General features: G+C 62.1%; 7 protein-coding genes and 1 pseudogene. 6 read left to right on the forward strand and 2 right to left on the reverse strand.

Annotation, left to right across the window (positions count from 1 at the left end; translation table 11 throughout):
• The first annotated feature begins 42 nt into the window (after positions 1 to 42).
• The 3 genes from C9990_RS16500 to C9990_RS16510 are packed head-to-tail and all read left to right on the forward strand — an operon-like array spanning position 43 to position 15,482.
• A complete protein-coding gene (locus C9990_RS16500) occupies positions 43 to 10,107 on the forward strand; it encodes a non-ribosomal peptide synthetase (protein ID WP_106803966.1) in 10,065 nt (3,354 codons plus the stop codon).
• Positions 10,104 to 13,850: an amino acid adenylation domain-containing protein gene (locus C9990_RS16505; RefSeq protein ID WP_106803967.1), complete on the forward strand. Its 3,747-nt coding sequence runs from the start codon at positions 10,104 to 10,106 to the stop codon at positions 13,848 to 13,850. The genes C9990_RS16500 and C9990_RS16505 overlap by 4 nt, the downstream gene beginning before the upstream one ends.
• On the forward strand, positions 13,851 to 15,482 hold the full coding sequence (locus C9990_RS16510) for a cyclic peptide export ABC transporter (protein ID WP_106803968.1): 1,632 nt from the start codon (positions 13,851 to 13,853) through the stop codon (positions 15,480 to 15,482).
• Here the strand turns inward: C9990_RS16510 and fhuF are convergent.
• Entirely contained in the window at positions 15,473 to 16,129 is a 657-nt protein-coding gene (gene fhuF / locus C9990_RS16515) for a siderophore-iron reductase FhuF (RefSeq protein WP_087694536.1), read from the reverse strand. The genes C9990_RS16510 and fhuF overlap by 10 nt on opposite strands.
• A 226-nt stretch (positions 16,130 to 16,355) precedes the next feature.
• Between fhuF and C9990_RS16520 the strand changes: the two genes are divergently transcribed.
• From C9990_RS16520 to C9990_RS32810, 3 genes and pseudogenes are all read left to right on the forward strand, one after another.
• Positions 16,356 to 18,059: an ABC transporter ATP-binding protein/permease gene (locus C9990_RS16520; RefSeq protein ID WP_106803969.1), complete on the forward strand. Its 1,704-nt coding sequence runs from the start codon at positions 16,356 to 16,358 to the stop codon at positions 18,057 to 18,059.
• 883 nt (positions 18,060 to 18,942) lie between these two features.
• Complete coding sequence (locus C9990_RS32330) at positions 18,943 to 19,176, forward strand: hypothetical protein (RefSeq protein ID WP_157955084.1); 234 nt, start codon at positions 18,943 to 18,945, stop codon at positions 19,174 to 19,176.
• Positions 19,177 to 19,752: 576 nt separating this feature from the next.
• Positions 19,753 to 20,013, forward strand: a pseudogene (locus tag C9990_RS32810) (integrase); the annotation flags it as partial.
• 59 nt (positions 20,014 to 20,072) lie between these two features.
• Here C9990_RS32810 and C9990_RS16535 read toward each other — a convergent pair.
• Positions 20,073 to 21,359 carry a CitMHS family transporter gene (locus tag C9990_RS16535; RefSeq protein ID WP_106803970.1) on the reverse strand — a complete coding sequence of 429 codons (1,287 nt, stop codon included), beginning with the start codon at positions 21,357 to 21,359 and terminating at the stop codon, positions 20,073 to 20,075.
• Positions 21,360 to 21,422 lie beyond the last annotated feature (63 nt).

Genomic DNA, 21,422 nt, shown 5'->3' on the forward strand with positions numbered 1-21,422 from the left:
GCTGGCCGTTTTCTCCAAGCATTTGAAATGGATCGCACAACCATGAACAACATCGAAGACATCTACTCCCTATCGCCGACCCAGCACGGTTTGCTGTTTCACAGCGTGGTCGAGCCAGAATCCCGGGTGTACTACCAGCAATTGAGCCTGGAGATGAACGGCCCGGTGCAATTGCCGGCGTTTCGCGCTGCCTGGCAAGCATTGATGCAACGCCACGCCGTGTTGCGCAGCGCGTTTCTATGGGAAGACCTCGACGATGCCTATCAGGTGGTGCAAACCGACGTCGGGTTGCCCCTGAGCGAGCTGGACTGGCAAGGCCACGCCGACCCGAAAACCGCGCTGCAGCAATTGGCCCTGGAACAACGCGCACAACCGCTGGAACTGAATGACTCGCCCCTGATGCGCCTGACCCTGGTGCGCCTGGAACCGCAGCGCTGGCACCTGATCTGGACCTTCCACCACATCATCATGGACGGCTGGAGCGTCGGCATTGCGATCCAGGAGTGGCTGGCGCTCTATTACGAACACGCCCATGGCCGCCCGGCCAACCTGGCGCCGACGCGCGCCTACCGCGACTACATCGCCTGGCTGGCAGAACAGGACATGGCTGCCACCGAAGGTTTCTGGCGTGACCAGTTGCAGGACGTCAGCGAACCGACGCCGCTGCCCGATTTCGGCTTGCGCCTGCTTCCCACGACCGACGCGCCATGCGCCGAACGGGAAAACCGCCTGAGTGTCGACGAAACCGAACAACTGGCGCAGTTCGCCCGTCGCCATCACTTGACGCTCAACACCCTGATCCAAGGCGCCTGGGCCCTGTTGCTCGGCCAACACGCAGGCCGCGATGACGTGATCTACGGCGTGACCGTGGCCGGGCGACCGGAAAATCTCGCGGCGGTCGACAGCACAGTCGGCCTGTTCATCAACACCCTGCCCCTGCGCGTGCAATGGGCCGACGGCCCGGCACTGGTGGACTGGCTGCAACAGTTGCAGCAAGCCAACAGCGACCTGCGCCACCACGCCTACCTGCCCCTGGGCAAACTCAAGTCGATGAGTAAGATAGCGGCCGAACAGGCGCTGTTCGATTCGATCCTGGTGTTCGAAAACTTCCCGGTCACCGATGCGCTCAATCAGGACGCCGGCGGCTTGAGCTTCGCCGACCCGAACCGTGAGCAGGCCACCGATGGCCTGGTCCTGACCCAGGGGCGCAACCATTTTCCGCTGTCACTGATCGTGGTGCCGGGCGAACAACTGCACTACCTGTTCAGCTACAACCGCAGCCGTTTCAGTGACGCCGAGATCGCGCTGCTGTCGGCACAATTGCGCAACGTACTGCTGGCCATGGCCGCGCAACCCCAACGCCGTGTGGGCGAACTCGATTGGCTGGGCGCTGACGAACGCCAGCACCTGCAAGCCCTGGGGCGCGGTGTGTCACTCGCCGTTCCTGAGGCGTGCTTGCATCAGCGTTTTGAGCAACAGGTCGTTGCCGCTCCGGACCAACCGGCAATCCGCGACCGCGCAGGCGTACTGAGTTACGCCGAGCTGGACCGGCGCGCCAACCGTCTCAGCCATCATTTGCGCGCCCAAGGCATCGGCCACCAGAGCCTGGTCGCACTGGCCCTGGAGCGCAGCGCCGATTTCGTCATCGCCCTGCTCGCCACCCTCAAGGCCGGTGCCGCCTACCTGCCGTTGGACCTGAAACAACCGGCCGGGCGTCTGGCCGATGTACTGCAAGACAGCCGCGCCGCGCTGCTGATCGGCGCCACGGCTTCGCCCTTGCTGGCACGCCTGGCCGAGCACACGCCGTTGCTGTGCCTGACCGAGCAGGCCGAGGTCATCGCCGCACAGCCGCAGACCTCGCCCGCCGTCGCCCACAGCCTGGATGATGCGGCCTACGTGATCTACACGTCGGGCTCCACCGGTACGCCAAAAGGCGTGGTGGTCGAACACCGGGCAATCGTTGACTACCTGACAGCGGTGCACAGCGTGCTCAAGCCGCCTGCCGCCGCTCGCTACGGGCTGCTGTCGAGCGTTGCCGCCGACCTCGGCCACACTCAACTGTTCGGCGCGCTGTGCAGCGGTGGCAGCCTGTTGCTGGTGGATGACGAGAGCGGTTTCAGCCCCTTGGCCCTGGCGGAGTTGTTCAGCCAGCACCCGGTGGACGTGCTGAAAATTACCCCGAGCCACCTCAGCGGTCTGTTGCAAGCGCTGCCGGATGCGCGTTTGTTGCCAGAGGCGTTGCTGGTGTTTGGCGGCGACGCGCTGAGCCCGGCGCTGCTGGCGCAGGTCAACGGCCTGGCGCCGGGGCTGCGGGTGTTCAACCACTATGGGCCGAGTGAAGCGACGGTCGGTGCGATTGCCACCCAACTCACGCCGGGCCAGCGCAGTATTGCCTTGGGCCGACCGCTGCCGAATCGTCAATTGCAGGTGGTGGATGTTCAGGGTCGTGAGGTGGCGACAGGGGTGAGCGGTGAGCTGCTGATCAGCGGCGCCCTCGCCCGTGGTTATCTGCACCGTGACGACCTCAGCGCCGAGCGCTTCCACCACGATGCCCAACACCAACGTTGGTACCGAACGGGTGACCGCGTGCGTTGGCTGGTGGACGGCCAACTGGCGTTCCTTGGCCGAGTCGACAGCCAGGTGAAGATTCGTGGCAACCGCCTGGAACTGGGCGAAGTCGAGACACAGATCAAACGCCTGTCACCGCTGATCGAACAGGTGGTGGTGCGCGCGATTGAACTGGACGGCGGCCTGCGCCTGGTCGCTTATCTGGTGGCGAGCCAGTCACTGTCAGCGCTCAAGCTGCGCAACGATCTCGGCAACCGCGTGCCGGACTACATGGTGCCGGCGCACTTCATCACCCTGGATGAATTGCCCCTGACCCGTAACGGCAAGGTCGACGCACAGCGCCTGCCGCTGCCACCCACCAGCCGCGATGACAACGCCACCCACGTCGCCCCGCGCAATGAAGTGGAAACGCTGCTGGCCGCGATCTGGCAGGACGTGCTCAAGCTGGAACAGGTGGGTGTGCACGACAACTTCTTCGCCATCGGCGGTGATTCAATCCTCAACCTGCAAATCATCGCGCGGGCCAATCAGCAAGGGCTCAAGCTCACGCCACGGCAGTTATTCGAGAACCGCACCATCGCCGATATCGCCCGTGTTCTGGGGGCCGACGCTAGCCATGCAGTGGCCGAGCAGCGTGCCGATGGCTATGCATTGCCCCTGAGCGCCGGCCAACGCGCACGCCTGGAACAAGGCCCATTGACCGCCACCTGGCGTTGCGTGGCGCTGGCGCAACCGCTTGATCGCGAGCTGCTCAGCCAGGCCCTTGGCGCCTTGCAGCAGCATCACCAGGCCCTGCGCCTGGCGTTCGACGCAGACTGGCAACAGCGTGTGCTGGTGGCCCCCAAGGCGGCTGCGATCACCTCGGGCGACTACCACCCGGCACACCTGCACGCACTGGCCCAGGCCGCAGTCGACGCACTTGACCTACAGGCAGGCCAAAGCCTGCATGCCAGCCTGCTTGGCGATCACCTGTTATTGGCCGCGCACCCGTTATGCGTGGATGAGGCTTCCTGGTCGTTGCTGCTGACGGACCTCAATCTGGCGCTGGCACAACTGCGCCTGCAACGGCCGGTGCGGCTGTCCTACAGCGGTGGCAACTTCACCCAATGGACCCGTCATCAGCAAGCGCATGCCGAGAGCGATGCCCTCGACGACGCGTGGGAACACTGGCTGCAATACGCCGGCATGGACACGCTGCAACTGCCTGACAACCACCAGGCGAGCAACGTGGTCGAGCTGAGCCTGAGTGGCGCAACCTCCGGCGAGCTGAAGCGCTTGGCCGATGTGTTGCACCTGGAGTGGAACAGCCTGCTGGCCACTGCCGTGGCCGAACAATGCGGCGACGGTTTGTTGGCGTTGGACCTGTACGCCGCACGCCCGGCCACCGAACGCCTGCCAGTGGGCGCGCCCCTGGTGCTGGCCGACCTCGAGCCGCAACTGATCGTCGGTGCGCTGGACCTGGCCGTGCCGGTGTTCCTGCAAGCCGCAGGTGCTAATGCGTTGCAACGCCTGCAGTCGGTGGCCGCGCAACTGCGTGCGTACCCGCAACACGGTGCCGATTACGGCGCGCTGCGCTACCTCTCAGACAACACCTACCTGCAAGAACCCCTGCGCGACTTGCCTGCTGCACCGATTGCTATCCATTGGCGCGGCGATTTCGACATCCACCGTGAACCGCGCAGCCTGTTGGCACACATCACCGCTGCCAATACGCCAGCGGCATCGACCCATGCCTTGCGCATCGATGCGCATTGGCAGGACGGCCAACTGCACCTGCGGGTTGAAGGCGCGCTGGCCGCCGACTGGGCGCCGCAACTGGCCGAACGCCTTGGCGCCCTCGCGACCGTGCTCGCCGAGCCAGGGCTGCGCCCGGCCAGCGAGGCTTTCCCGCTGTGCCACAAACAAGCCGCAACGCTTGCGACCGAACCGCTGGATTGGTCAAACCTGGAAGACGTCTACCCGCTGTCGTCGATGCAACAAGGCATGCTGCTGCACACTTTGCTGCAACCCCACAGTGGCATCTACCTGATGCAACAGCGCTACAGCTGGGACGGCGTATTGCAACGCCCGGCCATGGAGGCCGCCTGGCAACTGTTCCTCGACCGCCACCCGATGATGCGCACCGCGTTCTGGTGGCAGGACGACCACGAACCGCTGCAATGTGTGTATCGCAAGACAGCTGCGGCGTTCGATTGGCAAGACTTGCGTCACCTGGATGACGCGCAGCAGCACCTCGCCATGGACCAGGCCCTGGAAGCCCAGCGCGTGCAGGGTTTCGACATGAGCAGCGCACCCTTGACCCATCTGCGGGTGTTCCAGCTCGATGAACAGCGTTTTGCGGTGGTGCGCAGTTTCCACCATATCCTTACGGACGCGTGGTGCTTCGGCCTGTTGATGGAGGACCTGCTGGCGATCTATCAGGCCCTCGTACGCCAAGAGCCCGTGGCGCGCCCGCGCTTGCGTTCGTTCCGCGGCTACATGAGCTGGTTGGAACGCCAGGACATGGCCGCTGCACATGCCTTCTGGCAAGCCGACCTGGCCGGTTTCAGCGAGCCGACGCCGCTGCACGTGGACAGCGCCCTCGCCGGTCCGGAACAGGCGCCGGAACAGGTCGGCGACTTCGACCAGACCTTAAGTATCAGCCAGACCCAACGTTTGCAGCAGCTGTGCCAGCATTACCAATTGACGCCCAACACCTGGATCCAGGGCGCTTGGGCACTGCTGTTGTCGCGCTACAGCGGCAACCGCGACGTGCTGTTCGGCGTCACCGTGGCCGGTCGCCCAACCGATCTGGCGGGTGTCGAGGAAATGGTCGGGCTGTTCATCAACAGCTTGCCGTTGCGCGTTGATGTCGACCCGCAAGCGCCAGTCGCGGGCTGGCTGCAGGCTCTGCTGTCACACAACGCTCGCCTGCGTGAACATGAAAGCGCATCGCTGGTGGATATCCAGCGCAGCAGCAACGTGCCTCGCGGCCAACCGCTGTTCGACAGCCTGGTGGTGTTCGAAAACGCACCGTTGGATATCAGCAGCGTGCAACTGGATGCCTTCAGCATCGATATCTATGAAGATCGGGTGCACACCAACTTCCCGATGACGGTGGTGTTGTACCCCGGCGATCGCCTGGGCATTCGCTTGTCCTATGACAACCAGCGCTTCAGCACCGACACCGTGCAGCGCATGCTCGGGCATCTGGTGCAATTGCTTTCGAGCATGCTCGACGCGCCAGAAGCGCCACTGGGCACGGTGCACATGCTGCCAGCCACCGAGCGCGAGCAACTGCAAGTGGCGTGGAACCGCAGCGAGGTCGATTTCCCGCTGGCTCGAGGCTACGCCGAGCTGTTCGCTGAACAGGCGCACCGCCGGCCACAACAGATTGCCGCTGTGCACCAGCACGAATCCTTGACCTACGCCGAGCTGGACCGTCGCGCCAATGCCGTTGCCCATGCCTTGCAAGCCGCGGGTGCCGGGCCGGAAACCCTGGTGGCGCTGTTCGCCGAGCGTGGCTTGGCATTGCTGACCCTGATGATCGGTACACTCAAGGCTGGTGCCGCCTTCCAGGCCCTGGACATTCAACAGCCGGCCACACGCCTGGCCGAACTGCTTAACCTGGGTGCAGCGCCGCTGCTACTGGTGTGCGACAGCGCCACCGGCGTGCTGGATAGCGTGCTGCCGCAGCTGCGCACACAGCCGACGTGCCTGGTCGCGCAGGCCCTGTGGCAAGGCGAGGACAAGCCCGCGATTGGATACGCGCACAACCCCGACCAACTGGCCTATGTGATTTTTACCTCGGGCTCCACCGGTACGCCAAAAGGCGTCATGGTCGAACAGCGCGGTATGCTGAATAACATCTTCGGTAAAGTCCCGGCCCTGGGCCTGGGTGAACATGACCGCATCGCACAGACCGCTTCGCCGGCGTTCGATATTTGCGTGTGGCAGTTCCTCGCCGCACCACTGGTGGGTGCCACCGTGCATATCCTGCCCGACGCGCAGGCCCATGATCCGCTGGCCTTGCTCGATGCGGTACAGGCGCAGCAGTTAACGTTGCTGGAAACCGTGCCGGCGCTGATTCGCGGCATGCTCCAGGAGGTGCGCGCACAAGACAACCTGGCCAGTCTGCGCTGGCTGCTGCCCACCGGCGAGGCACTGCCGCCAGCGCTGGCACAGGATTGGTTCGCACGCTTCCCGTCGATCCCGTTGATGAATGCCTACGGTCCGGCCGAGTGTTCGGATGACGTGGCGTTCTACCCGATCACCGAGGCGCCGGGCGATGACTGCCTGCACATGCCGATCGGCCGGCCGACCGCAAACAACCAGGTATTTGTGCTGGATCCCGACCTGCGCTGCGTGCCGATCGGCGTGCCGGGTGAGTTGTGCATCGGTGGCGTGGGTGTCGGCCGTGGTTACCTGCGCGACCCGCAACGCACCCGCGAAGCCTTTGTCGCACATCCGTTCCAGCCCGGCGCGCGCCTGTATCGCAGCGGCGATATCGGCCGCCTGCGCGCCGATGGGGTGATTGAGTACCTCGGCCGCCGCGACCAGCAGGTGAAGATTCGGGGTTATCGCATCGAGCTGGGCGAAATCGAAAACCGTCTGATGCAACACCCGGCAGTCGACAGCGCGGCGGTCTTGGCGCTGCCCGATGCCCGTGGGGCGTTGCAACTGGTGGCCTGGTATGTGCTCGACGGCGCGGCCGGACTCGACGCGCCAACCGCGCAACAGGTACTCACCGCGCACCTGAACGGGCAATTGGCGAGCTATATGGTGCCAGCGCGCTGGCAGGTGCTGACACAATTGCCGCTGAATGCCAACGGTAAGGTCGACCGCCGTGCCCTGGCGGCACTGGATGTGGCACCGGCCGAACAGGTCGAAGGCGTGTCGGTTGCGCCGCGTACGCCGACGGAAACAGCCCTCGCCGAGCTGTGGCAGGACCTGCTCGGCGTGGCCAGCGTGAGTGTGTACGACGACTTCTTCGCCATCGGCGGGCACTCGTTGCTGGCCACGCAAATGCTCTCACGCATTCGTCGCCGCTTAAACGTCAGCCTGCCGCTGCGCACCTTGTTCGAAGGCGGCACGCTGGAGGAACTGGCGCAGGCGGTCGATCAGCAGGCTCAGGTATCTGATGACAGCGAGATTGTGCCGGCACCCCGCAACCAGGCGCTGGCGTTGTCGTACGCCCAGCAGCGGCTGTGGTTCCTCGACCGCTTCGAAGGGCCGAATGCGGCCTACAACATGTCCAGCGTGGTGCGCTTGCGTGGCACGCTCGACATTGCGGCCTTGCAACAGGCGTTGCAACGTGTGCTGGAGCGGCATGAAGCGCTGCGCACCACTTACCACTTGAACGGCGAGCAGCCGTGCCAAGTCATCAATGAAGCGCCCACGCTTGACCTCACCCCGGTCACTGTCGAATCCCATGCCCTGCAAAGCGTGATTGACCGGCAGTCGGCGCAGCCGTTCGACCTTCAGCAGGCACCGATGCTGCGCGCCCACCTGTTGCACCTGGGTACGGATGATCATGTGCTGCAACTGGTGCTGCACCATATCGCCACCGACGCCTGGTCCATGGGCATCCTGATCCAGGAACTGATCACCGGCTACCAGGCCTACTCCAGCGGCGCGGTCCCGGCCTTCTCGCCGTTGCCGATCCAGTACGCCGATTACGCCCAGTGGCAACGCAGCGAACCCCAACAGCGCCAGTTGGCGCGGGCGATTGACTATTGGCGGCGTCAGCTCGACGGCGCACCGACCTTGATCGCGTTGCCGCTGGACGCGCCGCGCCCGACGCAGCCGGATTACAGGGGTGCGGTGTTGACCCAGCAGTTCAGCCCGGCGCAAACACTGGCACTCAAGGCGTACGCGCAACAGCACAAGGCCACGTTGTTCATGGTGTTGCTCAATGCGTTCAACAGCCTCTTGCAGCGGGCCACCGGTACTCACGACTTTATCGTCGGCACCGACCTGGCCAACCGCGAGCAATCGGTGCTGGAGCCGTTGATCGGTTTCTTCGTCAACGTGCTGCCGATTCGCGCGCGCCTCGACGACAACGACACCTTTGATAGCCGCCTGCAACGCTTGCGCGAGGATTGCCTGTCAGCCTTCCAGCACCAGCAGGTGCCGTTCGACAAGCTGGTCGAGACACTGCAACCGCCGCGTACGCCCGGCGTAAACCCGCTGGTGCAGGTGTTGTTTGTGATGCAGAACACGCCGCAGGGCTCGGCCAGCTTGTCAGGCCTGGCGGTGGAACACTTGGCGCCGCAGCAGGAATCCAGCAAGTTCGATCTGGCGGTGTTTGTCGAGGAAGACGAGAGCGGCCTGAATGTGCGCTGGGTCTATCGCACCGGCGTGTTGAGCGCCCAGACCGTTACTCATTTTGAACAAGGCTTCCAAGCCCTGCTGGACACTCTGAACCTGCAAGACTGGGCGTGGCGCCTGGCGGGCGACACCCCAGCTGAACCTCTTGCAATCGACGACGCCCAAGCACGCAGCGCGCGCAAGCTGTCGAAAATGAGCAAGCTAAAAAGCACCCGCGCCACCGCCGTGAGCCAACGGCCCCACGAACAGGTGCGCACACGCACCTTGAGCGACGGCCAACCACTGCCCCTGGTAATCGAGCCGCTGCTGGCCGACCTGGACCCGGTGCATTGGGCCGTACAGGCGCGCGAATGGATCAATGTGCAACTGCGCAGCCACGGCGGCCTATTGTTCCGTGGTTTCAACCTGCCGGACGCGAACGCCTTCGAGCAGTTCGCCCAGGCGATCGAACCGGACTTGTATGGCACCTACGGCGATCTGCCGAAGAATAAATCCGGCAAGAACATCTACCACTCCACGCCGTACCCGGAACAACACATGATTCTGTTCCATAACGAAAGCTCGCACCTGGCGCAATGGCCGCGCAAGCAGTGGTTCTTCTGCGAGATTCCGGCACCACGCGGTGGTTGCACCCCGATTGTCGATTGCCGCCAGGTACTGACGCAGTTGCCGCCGGCCATTGTCGAGCGCTTCAAGGCGCTGGGCCTGCTGTATGTGCGGCACTTCACCGACAAGCTGGATGTGCGCTGGCAGGACTTCTTCAAAACCGAAACACGCGAAGAGGTCGAACGCCAATGCTTGCTATCCGGCATGCAGTGGGAATGGCTGGGAGAGGACAATCTGAAGGTTGCCCAACACTGCCCGGCGATTGTCACGCATCCGGATACCGGTGAGGCGTCGTTCTTCAACCAGGTGCAACTGCATCACAGCGCCTGCCTGGAAGCGGAGGTGCGCAGCAACCTGATAAACCTGTTTGGCGCCGGCAACCTGCCGCGCAATGTGTATTACGGCGATGGCAGCGTGATTGAGGATGCAGTGATGGACGTGATCGGTACGGCGTACGAGGCCTGTGCAGTGCGCTTCGACTGGCAAAAAGGCGACATGGTGATGCTCGACAATATGCTGGTGGCGCACGCCCGCGACCCGTTTGAGGGGGAGCGCAAGATCTGCGTTGCCATGGGCCAGATGATGAATCGCGAACAATTGCAGCACGCGCAGGAGCCGGTATGAGCCACTACGAAGCAGCGTTCGCCTTGTCGCCACAACAGCGCAGCCAATGGCTGGCGAATGCGCCGCCGGCACGCTTGACCCTGCAAGTGCACGGTGCTGCCGCGCTGGCACAGCTGCACGAACGGCTGGCATCGCTGGCCGCCGTGCACGATGCGCTGCGCCTGCAAACCCGACCGGAACCAGGCTTGCAAGTGCCATTGCAGATCGTCGCGGCGACCCACACCTTCAGTGTCGATGTACAGGCACGGGTGGAGGATGTGTATCAGGTCACGTTGCAATTACCCGCCCTGGCCGCCGACCGTGGGACGCTGCTTCGCTTGGCGCAAGCCCTGGGTTCGGCTTTGGCGCCGGTGCCTGACGACGAGGCCATGACTTACACCCAATACAGCGCCTGGATTCACGACTTGCAGGCGGATGAAGACGCCGCACAAGGTCGGCAATACTGGGCTGGCCTGGCGTTGGGCGAGCAGGCCGGTACCGAGTTGCTGTACCGCGAGGCACGCAGCGATCAGGCTGCTACGACGCTGACCACCAGCGTCATGCTTAACCCTGCATTGAGCGCAGCCTTGCAAAGTCACTCCGCGCCCGCCGAACAGTTGCTGATGACGGCCTGGGGCGTGTTGTTGCAGCGCCTTAGTGCCAATGACAGTGCGGCGCTCACCCTGAACTGGGTGCATGACTGCCGTGACGACTACGAAGAACTCGCCGACTGCTGGGGCTTGTTCGCCAAGGCCCTGCCGCTGCCGTGGCAACCGGTTGTCGAGCGGCCATTCACCGGGGCACTGGCCACACTGCAAGTGCTCTGCGAACAGGCGGGCGAATGGCAGGAATACTCGCTGCCGGTTGAGACCGCGCCTTACGGTTTCCAGTGGACCCCGGGGTTCGAAACCGCGGGCAGCTCGTTCAAGGTGCTGGAGATGCACGCCATCCCCGCCGGCATGGAACTGCTGCTGATGGCTGAACCACAGGGCACTGCCGGTTACCGCCTGACGCTGTGTCATCAAGCGCGGTGCTACAGCATTCCTGCCGCGCAGACCCTGCTGGAGCAATTGCAGTCGCTGCTGCTCGACGCCCTCACCCACCCTGCCAAGCCGCTCGCCGAGCTGTCGCTGCGCGCACCAGGGTTTTCGGCGGCGCTGGCTGCTCGTCATGAGCAGGCCGCACCGCTCTTTGCCAGCGTACCAGCGCGCTTCAACGCCTGTGCGGCCAGCTTTGCCGAACACCTGGCGTTGCGCGACCCCGGACAGCACCTGAGCTACGCCGAACTGCATGCGCGCAGCAATCAGTTGGCGCATTATCTGATAGCTCAGGGCATCGGCCGCGAAGACCGCGTGGCGTTGTACCTGGACCGTTCGGCACAGATGGTGTTGGCGATGCTCGCCGTGCTCAAGAGCGGCGCAGCGTTTGTACCGTTGGACGTGCACCAGCCCGCCCAACGCTCGCTGGCGATTCTGCAACAGGCGCAACCGCGCCTGGTGCTCACCGGCGCCGCTGGCGATGCCCCTGTGCTGGCGTCGATGGGTGGCCTTGATCTGCGCGAGACTGCCGTTTGGCAACAGGCACCAATGACCGACGTTGCGCCTGACATCCGGCCTGAGGATGCCGCGTACCTATTGTTCACCTCGGGGAGCACCGGTTTGCCGAAAGGCGTGATCGTCGAGCACGCGCAACTGGCCAGTTACGTGTCGAGTGTGTCTTCGCGCCTGCAGTTGCAAGCCCGCGAACGCAGTGCCGTGGTCACCTCGCTGGCCGCGGACCTGGGTTACACCCTGCTGTTCCCAGCGCTGCTAAGCGGCGGCGAATTGCACGTACTCGACAAGGAAACCGCCATGGACGCCCAGGCCTGGGCCGCCTGGCAGGCGCAGTACCCCGTCGATCATCTGAAAATCGTACCGTCGTTGCTCGACGCCTGGCTGATCCACACGCCAAGCGCCGCCGTGCTGCCGCGCAAGCAACTGATCCTTGGCGGCGAGACCTGTTCGCGGCGCCTGTTGCAATCGATCCGCGCGTTCGCACCGGCGCTCACGGTGTTCAACCACTACGGGCCGACCGAAACCACCGTTGGCGTGGTGATGCACAAGGTCGATCCGGCCTGTGACTATCGGCGCCTGCCCTTGGGCGACCGCCTCGATGGCATGCGTTTGTATGTGTTCGACGACCAGCAACAACTGGCCGCGCCTGGGCAAAACGCCGAACTGTATATCGCCGGCCCGCAGTTGGCGCGTGGCTACCTGGATGCGCAACACGACGCCGGGCGTTTTATCCAGCGCGACGGCGAGCGCCTGTACCGCACCGGAGATCGTGCGCGGTATCGGCATGACGCCAGCCTGGAAATCACCGGGCGCACCGATCGCCAGGTCAAGGTGCGCGGGTTTCGCGTCGAGCTCGACGAGATCCAGGCCCAGTTGGCGAGCCTGTCGGGCGTGGCCCAGGCGGCGGTGGAATGCCTGCCTAAAGGTGAGCTGGGCCAGCAACTGTTTGCGTTCCTGACCTTGGCGCCAGGGCATTCGCTGACAGTGGCGCAACTGCATGGCCAGGCGCAGGACCGCCTGCCGGATTACATGCTGCCGAACCTGCGTATCGTTGAAGCGTTGCCGTTGATGGGCAATGGCAAGCTCGACCGCAAGACCTTGCAGCAATGGGCAGACAAGGTCCTCGACAGCGTGGGCGGCGCCCTGCCGCGCACGCCATTGGAGGCATTGCTGGCCGAAGTCTGGGCGCAGGTGTTGGGCCTGGAGCGGGTGGGGATCGAGGATGACTTCTTCGCCCTGGGCGGGCACTCGCTGGCGGCGGTGAGCCTGGCGAGCCGCTTGCAGACGGTGTTGTCGGCGCCGGTCACCGTCAATGCGGTGTTCAATGCGCCAAGCGTGGCGGCATTTGCAGCGCTGGTGCAGGCGCAGTTCACGTTGTCGCCGCTGGTGCGGCTGTCGGCGGCGGGACCGGGTACCAACCTGTTCTGCTTCCACCCGTCCACCGGCCATGTGCAGGATTACCGCGCGCTGCTGCCCCATCTACCCAACTGGCAAGTGTGGGGCTTGCAGGCGGCGTATCTGGGCGACGACAGCATAGCGCTCGACAGCAACATCGACAGCCTCGCAGCGCTGTATGTCGAGCAACTGCGCCAGCAGCAGCCCCAAGGCCCCTATCATCTACTTGGGTTTTCACTGGGCGGGCTGCTGGCGATCACCGCAGCGGCGCAGCTGGAACGTTGCGGCGAACAGGTGGCATTTCTTGGCATCCTCGACTCGCAATACCAGCGACAGGACGAGGACGATAGCGTCGAGGCATTGCTCGACTCAGCCGCGCAGGCGCTGACCGTTGACAGCCAGGCGCGGTTGCGCAATTTGCCGGCATCGGTTTCCACCGCGTTGACTGCTCGATTGGCTACACTGCCCGCCGCCGAGCGCCTGCCCGCGCTGGCGCAATGGGCGCACCAGCAAGGCCTGCAACTGCAGGGCGACAGCTGGGAACATCTGCACACGCGCATTGGCTACCAGCAACATACGCAGCAGTTACTCGCCAGCTTCCAGCCGCCACGGCTAAGCTGCCCGGTGCATATCTGGTGGGCCGATGCCACGCTGCAAGCAGCGGACTTTGCCGACCCGCAGTGGGAACAGCTGAGCAGCGGGCCATGGGTGCGTGACGTGGTGCAGGCGCAACACTTGAACATCCTGGAACAACCCACGATGCATCAACAATTGATCGTCGGCCTTGCGGCCCTGGCGACAGACGGAGCAGTTTGAATGGATTTGCTGATGCTCATGGCCAAGCGCTCGTGGCGCGCCCTGTTGGTGGCGACGCTGACCGGCCTGGCCTGCGGACTTGCGGCAGCAGGGTTGATCGCGATGATCAACCACAGCCTCACGGTGTTCGACCAACTGCGACCGATTGACGGCCTGTACTTCGGTGGACTGGTGCTGCTGGTGGCGGTGTCGCGGATTATTTCCGATATCAGCCTGCTGCGCCTCGGCCAGGCGGCGGTCAACGATATGCGCCTGCACTTGAGCGCCAAGCTGATCGACACGCCCTATGCGCAATTGCAACGATTGGGCAAGCACCGGCTGCTGGCGATGTTGACCGACGACACGCAAACCATCAGCCAGGCAGTGGAGCTGGTGCCGATCCTTTTGGTCAACGGCGGGATCATCATCGCTTGCCTGGGTTACCTGGGATGGCTGAGCTTGCCGCTGCTGGGCTTGACGGTGTTGCTGATCATGCTCGGCAGCCTGAGTTTCAACTGGCCGCAACGCCGGGCGCTGACGTCGATTTCCCGCGCGCGCGAACTCAAGGACCAACTGTTCGAGCATTACCGCTTGCTGACTGATGGCAGCAAGGAGCTGCAGCTCAATCACCCGCGTCGCCAACACTTCTTTACGCGCCTGCTGCTGCCGGTCAGCCAGCAATACCGGCGCGACTTTGTGCGCGGCATGAGCATCTATGCGGTGGTTATGAACTGGGGCAATGCGGTGTTCTACCTGCTGATCGGCGTGGTGTTGTTTGTAGCGCCGCACTTTATCGAGCTGAGCGTGAGCCTGGTCACCGGCTATATCCTCGCGATCCTGTACATGATCACGCCGCTCTCGGAATTGATGCACGCCCTGCCAACCCTGGGCCGTGCCAGCGTGGCGCTGAACAAGATCCGCGCCCTGGAAGGCGAAATGCAGGGCGCCAGCGAAACCCTGGAAACCTTCGCGCCGACCCAGGTGCGCAGCCTTGTGTGCCGCGACATGACGCATACCTACTACCGCGAACGCGAAGACGGCCACTTCACCCTCGGGCCGATCAACGTCACCTTAAAGGCGAGCGAGACGGTGTTTATCACTGGCGGCAACGGCAGCGGCAAGACCACCCTGGCGTTGTTGCTGACCGGGCTTTATCGCCCGGAAAGCGGCGATGTGATGCTCGACGAGCAGGTGTCGTCGAGCAATAACAACCACCATTTCCGTCAGCACTTCTCGGCGATCTTTACCGACTTCTGCCTGTTCGAAAACCTGTTCGACGGCGACGATCCGCAGTTGGTGCAGCAGGCCCAGGATTACCTGGTGCACCTGCAATTGGACCACAAGGTGCAAATCGAACAGGGCCGCTTGACCACGCTGGCGCTGTCCACCGGGCAACGCAAGCGCCTGGCGCTGCTCAGTGCGTATCTGGATGATCGTCCCTGCTACCTGTTCGACGAATGGGCCGCAGACCAAGACCCGGTATTCAAACACTTCTTCTACACCCGCATCCTCACGGACCTGCGTGCGCGCGGCAAACTGGTGATCGTGATATCCCACGACGACGCGTACTTCGGCCTTGCCGATCGCTTGTTGCGTATCGAGCATGGGCGCCTGAGCGAAGCGCCGTTGACGGTCAGCGCCGCTCAGTCATAGAGGGAGTGCAGGTAGCTGACCTGCTCCGCCAAGGGCAGACGGTGCAGTTTGGGGCAGGATTCGCACAGCACCAGCGGCTCGCCTTCAACCAGCGGGTGCAGCTGGTAGTGCAGGCAACAATGCCGGCGTAGTGGCAGACGCGGGCAAATATCCGGTGCGGGCGACGGGACTTGGCGTTGCAGGCCGCGCAACTTCAAACGTCCGTCGTTAACGCTGACCTGCTCCAGCCAACGGTGCACCTCGGCAAAGCCTGGCCGGGACAGGTCGGGGTCGAACCGGTCGAACGCACCGTCCCAGATCGCGACGAAATTGCCCCACAAAATCTTCGGTGCCAAGCCACCGGCTGCCGCCAGGGTGGCGAACAACGGTGCCAGGTGCTCGTGCAGCCAGCGCGAAAGGTAGAGGACGCGCTCAGGTTCCGTCAGTGTCGGCAAGCCACTGGTGAAGTTCAACGCCAGCGGTTGTCCGGCATCCAGGTGCAACACACTGCCATCTGTCCAGAAGTCGATCGCCTGCTGGCGTGTGAGCAGGCAGGCCAGGGTCGCCGGCACCACGATGCTCATGTAGTTCATCGACCACTGCGACACCACTGCAGGCTTGTTGATGCCGGGATAGCGCAGGGCAAACTCGGCCAGCACGGGCTGCAGCAAGGCAGGATCGGCGACACGGCTTAATGGGATGAAAGGCTGGTCATTCGGCTCAAGCCTGATGACCCGTTGTATAGGTGGCCATGCCTGCTTTAGCCAGTCTGGAAATTCGATAACGGGGCTCCTGTCGCTTTCCCTTATGAATGCAAGCGATTAGCATTGGCGGATCCTATCCTCCCTATCCTGCAAACTCAACGTCGCCAGCGACCGGACTTCTTTAACCTTCATGCATACACTTCGCAATTTCTGGCGCCTGGCACGGCCTTTCTGGACCTCCGAACAGAAATACCCGGCCCTGCTGTTGCTGCTGGCCACGGTGGCGATGAACCTGTGCCTGGTGGGTGTCAATATCCTCAATAACTTCTGGAACCTGCATTTTTATAATGCGCTGCAGGAAAAAGACTACCCGGGCTTCCTGCTGGGCGGCCTGCAATTCATCCTGCTTCAGATCGGCCTGGCGGCCTTTACCGTCGGCGCGTTTCACTTTCAGCAGAAACTGACCTTGCTGTGGCGGCGCTGGTCGACGCGCAACCTGCTCGCGCAATGGCTCGACAGCCAGCGCTACCAGAAGCTGAAACTGACCGAAACCGAGGTAGACAACCCCGACCAGCGCATCGCCGAAGATATCGACCTGTTTATCATCAAGTCGCTCAAGCTGAGCCTGGGGCTGCTGACGGCGGTGGTGTCGCTGTTTTCGTTCCTGAATATTCTCTGGCAAGCCTCGGGCCTGGTCAGCATTCCATGGGGTGACGAAGGCCTGGTGATTCCCGGGCTGCTGGTGTGGGTGGCGTTGGTCTACGCGCTGCTGGGCACCGGATTCGCCTTCTGGCTCGGCCGCGCCCTGCCCCATCTGAACTTCATGCAGCAGCGGCGCGAGGCCGATTTCCGTTTCTCGTTGATGCGCCTGCGGGAGAACGCCGATTCGGTCGCCCAGTACCGGGGCGAGGCCGTGGAAAGCCAGCGTTTCAATCAGCGCCTGGAAGCTGCTTTGCAGAACTTCTGGGTCCTGGTGAAAAAGCAGAAGCTGATCATGGGTTACTCGACCTTCTACCTGCGCAGTGCCACGGTGATTCCGATGTTCATCATGGCCCCGCATTTTTTCGCCGGGGCCTTTACCCTCGGCCGTCTCACCCAGATCAGCGCGGCGTTTGGCGAAGTGCATGCCGCCGTGGCCTATCTGGTTGGGGTGTTTCCGGAACTGGCCGAATGGAAGTCGGTCATTGATCGGCTGGACGGCTTCCAGCAACGTCTGGATAACGTCAGGGTCGACTCGGATGTGGTGCTGACGCAACAGTCCGAAGGACTGGATATTCGCAATCTGGATATCTGGCTGCCTGACGGGCGGCGACTGTTTGCAGGGTTCAACTTGGCACTCAAGCCTGGTGATAGCCTGCTGATCAAGGCCCCTTCGGGGTTCGGCAAGTCCACGCTGATTCGCGCAGTGACTGGGCTCTGGCACCATGCGTCAGGCGCCGTGGCCTATGACCGTGAGCGCACGCTCACGCTCTCGCAAAAAACCTATCTACCCTTGGGCAGCTTGCGCGAAACACTGTGGTACCCCAATCCCGCCCCCGAAGAAAAGGATGCCGAGTTGCAGCACATCATGCAGCAAGTCGGCCTGGAGCATCTGGACAGCCAACTGGCCCATGAGCGTGACTGGGCGCAAACCCTGAGCCTCGGCGAACAGCAGCGCTGCGCCTTCGTACGCGCCCTTCTGGCCCGCCCTGCGGTGCTGTTTCTCGACGAGAGCAGCGCCGCGATGGATGCAGCCAATGAAGCGTGTTGTTACCAGCTACTTAAGGAAATGCTACCGGAGACGATCCTGATCAGCGTCGGCCACCACGCCTCACTGGAGCGCTTTCATGGCCACGTCCTGGAATTGCAAAATGAGGTGGAATGGACGCAGAGGGCGGTGAGTCGAACGATGTGAATGGAAGGATGACAGACGCAACCGGGCGCAAAGTGCGGGCATATTTGAACTTTTTATGCCTGGAAGTATTGCTTTAGAGGCTTGGAAAAATGTTTTTTGGGGACCCTGAGAGTCTTTAGGCGTTGTCGGGCAGGCTGTTTAACCGTTCTGGCTGGAGGCTCCGCGGGCAATCTGACCGTGCAGACCGACGGGAGTGTCTTGCTAGTGCACGCTCTCGCGGCCACGACCGCCGAACACTGGTTGAGCGCACAGCACTCGCACCAACCCCGCCGGGGCAACCAACCCCGCTGCGGTTTCCCATGTCGGTTGCATGCGCTCGACCAGCACCGCAGCCGCGTGCATCGAAGCAGCTGATGAGGTGATCTGGTGGATGCCATCTACGCCTGCCCTGCCCTCGCCTCTGCCTTGGTCTCCTGCCGAGGTGAACGCTCTTACTCAATTAGGTGTGCAGTTGCGAGACCCGGCGCGTGAGCTTGTATCGTTAGCACTGAAGTGGCTGCGGCCAACCATTGCTTCCGGCGAACTGCTAATTCGAGACCCGAAACTTTTCGAGAGTCTCCAAGGCATTCACGACAAAGCTGTGGTAGCTGAAATGGAGGCTTAGGGGGTGTTCCACGCCTGCAACAAGCAGAACGTGCCTGTAATAGTCGTTCGCGGCATCAGCGATTACGGAGACAAGACCAAGGACAACACTTTCCACAAGGTGGCTTCCGAAGCTGCTGCCATCGTGACCCTGGATTACGCCATCCATGGATGGAGCCGCAGACCGGCTCTCTGAGCCATCGTCTCTTGTTAAGTTGAGCGCCCTTCGGCCAAGGGTGCTTTCATCATAAAGAGCAACCTGCTCCGGCGTAAGGGCCGGACTATGCAAGGAGACATGAACTTGACTGATGACGTCCGATCCGAAGACCAGCCACTTCCACCTTGCTCCATCCCTGCATCATGCCAAATATCATTTCGGGGCATATCTGAAGGTGTTGAGTGGCAAGAAAAATTCATCGCCATTGCTCGAAAGGTGGTTGAAGCCTCTGGTTGCCACCATCAGCTCAACGAGGAGATTGAAATCACTGTCAAAACCCCTGAAATTCTTCATTCGTTAACCCCCAAAAAATCTTGAAAGGCGTTGCCTGACGGAGCTTTTGGTAAGCGGCGCATCAAATTTAAAATCAATGACCTCAACACCATTTTCAGCACATAGCCTACGTTTGGAGGCGTCTCTTTCCACCACCCGTAGATGGGCCTCCTCACCACCGAAGACCTTTAGAGGCCGGTAGTGCTGCTCTCCTTGATGCTCAATAGCGAGCCCCAGCTCTGGCAGGTAAATGTCGAGTCTCATCCTGCCAAGCCACCCTGGAGAGGCCTCACGCAAAACCTGATGATCAGGAAAATGAATCGCCCCGGCTTATCTAGACACCTTGCAAGCTCAACGAAAGCGATTAGCCGCTACTCATCCTCATAGTGGAGAGACACGCTGAAAGCCATCAAGTCCCCCATTGCATCACCGCCAGGGCGCGCACTCGCAATTGTTCGTGGATCGCATGCGAATGGGGGCAAAACTGGGGGCATAGTTGGTTTTTCTAAGCCTAGAAGCACCGTCCTAGAGCCAAGTCAAAATGTTCTTCGGGGATCCCGATAGCTTGTAATGGAGGGTTTAGCGGAGCGCTGAACAACCACATATTGCCTGCCATTGGTAGAAGGCAAAGGCTGGGTGTTCGTCTCGCCGGTCTATCCGGGACCTCCCATAAACCCGACCTCCATGCTCAAGTCCTTTTCAGCGTATCTGGCCAGAGTACGACATCACTGCCCACGGCTTTCGCGCCACCTACCGGACCTCTACCTCGACGAGCATTTGCATAGATCCGTTGTTTCACCAAATGCCAGGTGCGATCGAGGCAGTTTATGCGCGCAACTCCTAGTGCAGAGCCAGAAGGCGGCTCGACAATGGGCTGATTAGACCCATTGCGGCAAAATAACGGTGGACGCCCCAACCGCCCCGCGTAACGGCGTAGACCCTCAGTTATAAATATCGATAAAACCCAGCACGACAGCGGCTACAAACATCACCAGGCAGGTACCGATGCACCAGAAAATGGAGGCGCGCTGGTTGTCGCCGTAGTCCACATCCAGGAGGCCGCACAGCAGATAAGTAGAGGCTACCAGTGGGCTGAGAAGGTGCACCGGCTGACCGATCAGGCTCGCAATCGCCATCTCCTGAGCTTCGATGCCGTAATGGCTGGCGGTCTCGGCCAGGATCGGCAGAATGCCGAAGTAGAAGGCGTCGTTGGTCAGGACATAGGTGAATGGCATGCTGATGAAGGCGGTGAACACCGACATGAAGTGCCCGGCGGAATCAGGGATGACCATGATCAGGCTTTCGGAGATAGCTTTGACCATGCCGGTACCGGACATGATGCCGACAAAAATACCTGCCGCAAAAATCAGCGAGGTGACGGCCATGACGTTGTCGGCGTGCTTGCCGATCACCGCTTTCTGCGCCTTGAGCGTGGGAAAGTTGACCATCAGGCCCAGGGCAAAGGCGATGGTGAACAGCACCGGCAGTGGCATCAGGTTGAGCATCATCAGCGCGATCAGGGTGATGGTCAGAGCGGCGTTAAACAGAAAGCGCCAGTCACCCAGGCGAAACTCTGTGAACTGATCCATGAGCTCATCGTTGTCGAGCGTCAAGATCCCGAGGCGGCGTCGTTCTTTCAAACCAAGCCAGAATGCACTGAAGATCACCCAGCCAAGCCCCGCGATCATGATTGGGATCATCTCGATAAACAGGTCGGTAATGTCGACGTGCATAGCACTGGCCGCGCGGGAGAACGGGCCGGCCCACGGCAGGATGTTCATCACACCAATGGTCAGGATCAGCACTGTCGCCATGACTTGCAGACTTATACCCGTACGGCGGTAGAGCGGGAGCATCGCTGCTGTGGTGATGATGTACATCGTTGCACCATCCCCGTCGAGGCCGACGCAAATGCCCAGGATCGCGGTGCCCACCACGATTTTCAGCGGGTCGCCCTTGACCAGCTTCAGGATCAACTTGATCAGCGGGTTGAACAGACCTGCGTCCGTCATCATGCAGAAATACAGGATGGCGAAGGTGAGCATGATCCCCGTCGGGGCGAGCATTTTCATGCCGTCGAGCATCATCGGGCCCAGGGCGGTGGAAAACCCGGCGAGGCAGCCAAACACGATAGGCACCAGCACGAGTGCAACCAGTGGTGACAGTCGCTTGCTCATGATCAGGTACATGAAGCAGGCGATCATTGTGTAGCTGAGGATCGTAAGCATGTGTCCCTCTTCTTATTGGTTTTGTTTGGGCAAAGCGCAGCCATTAGCGCGGTTCGAGGCGAA

The sequence above is a fragment of the Pseudomonas sp. S5D5 genome (assembly GCF_003013355.1).
GTDB classification, from domain to species: Bacteria; Pseudomonadota; Gammaproteobacteria; order Pseudomonadales; family Pseudomonadaceae; genus Aquipseudomonas; species Aquipseudomonas aylmerensis.

What these genes read in the sequence shown, in the direction of transcription:
- C9990_RS16535 (WP_106803970.1), bottom strand. Translation starts at nt 21,359, where the DNA reads ATGCTTACGATCCTCAGCTACACAATGATCGCCTGCTTCATGTACCTG.
- C9990_RS16500 (WP_106803966.1), top strand. Translation starts at nt 43, where the DNA reads ATGAACAACATCGAAGACATCTACTCCCTATCGCCGACCCAGCACGGT.
- C9990_RS16520 (WP_106803969.1), top strand. Translation starts at nt 16,356, where the DNA reads ATGCATACACTTCGCAATTTCTGGCGCCTGGCACGGCCTTTCTGGACC.
- C9990_RS16510 (WP_106803968.1), top strand. Translation starts at nt 13,851, where the DNA reads ATGGATTTGCTGATGCTCATGGCCAAGCGCTCGTGGCGCGCCCTGTTG.
- C9990_RS16505 (WP_106803967.1), top strand. Translation starts at nt 10,104, where the DNA reads ATGAGCCACTACGAAGCAGCGTTCGCCTTGTCGCCACAACAGCGCAGC.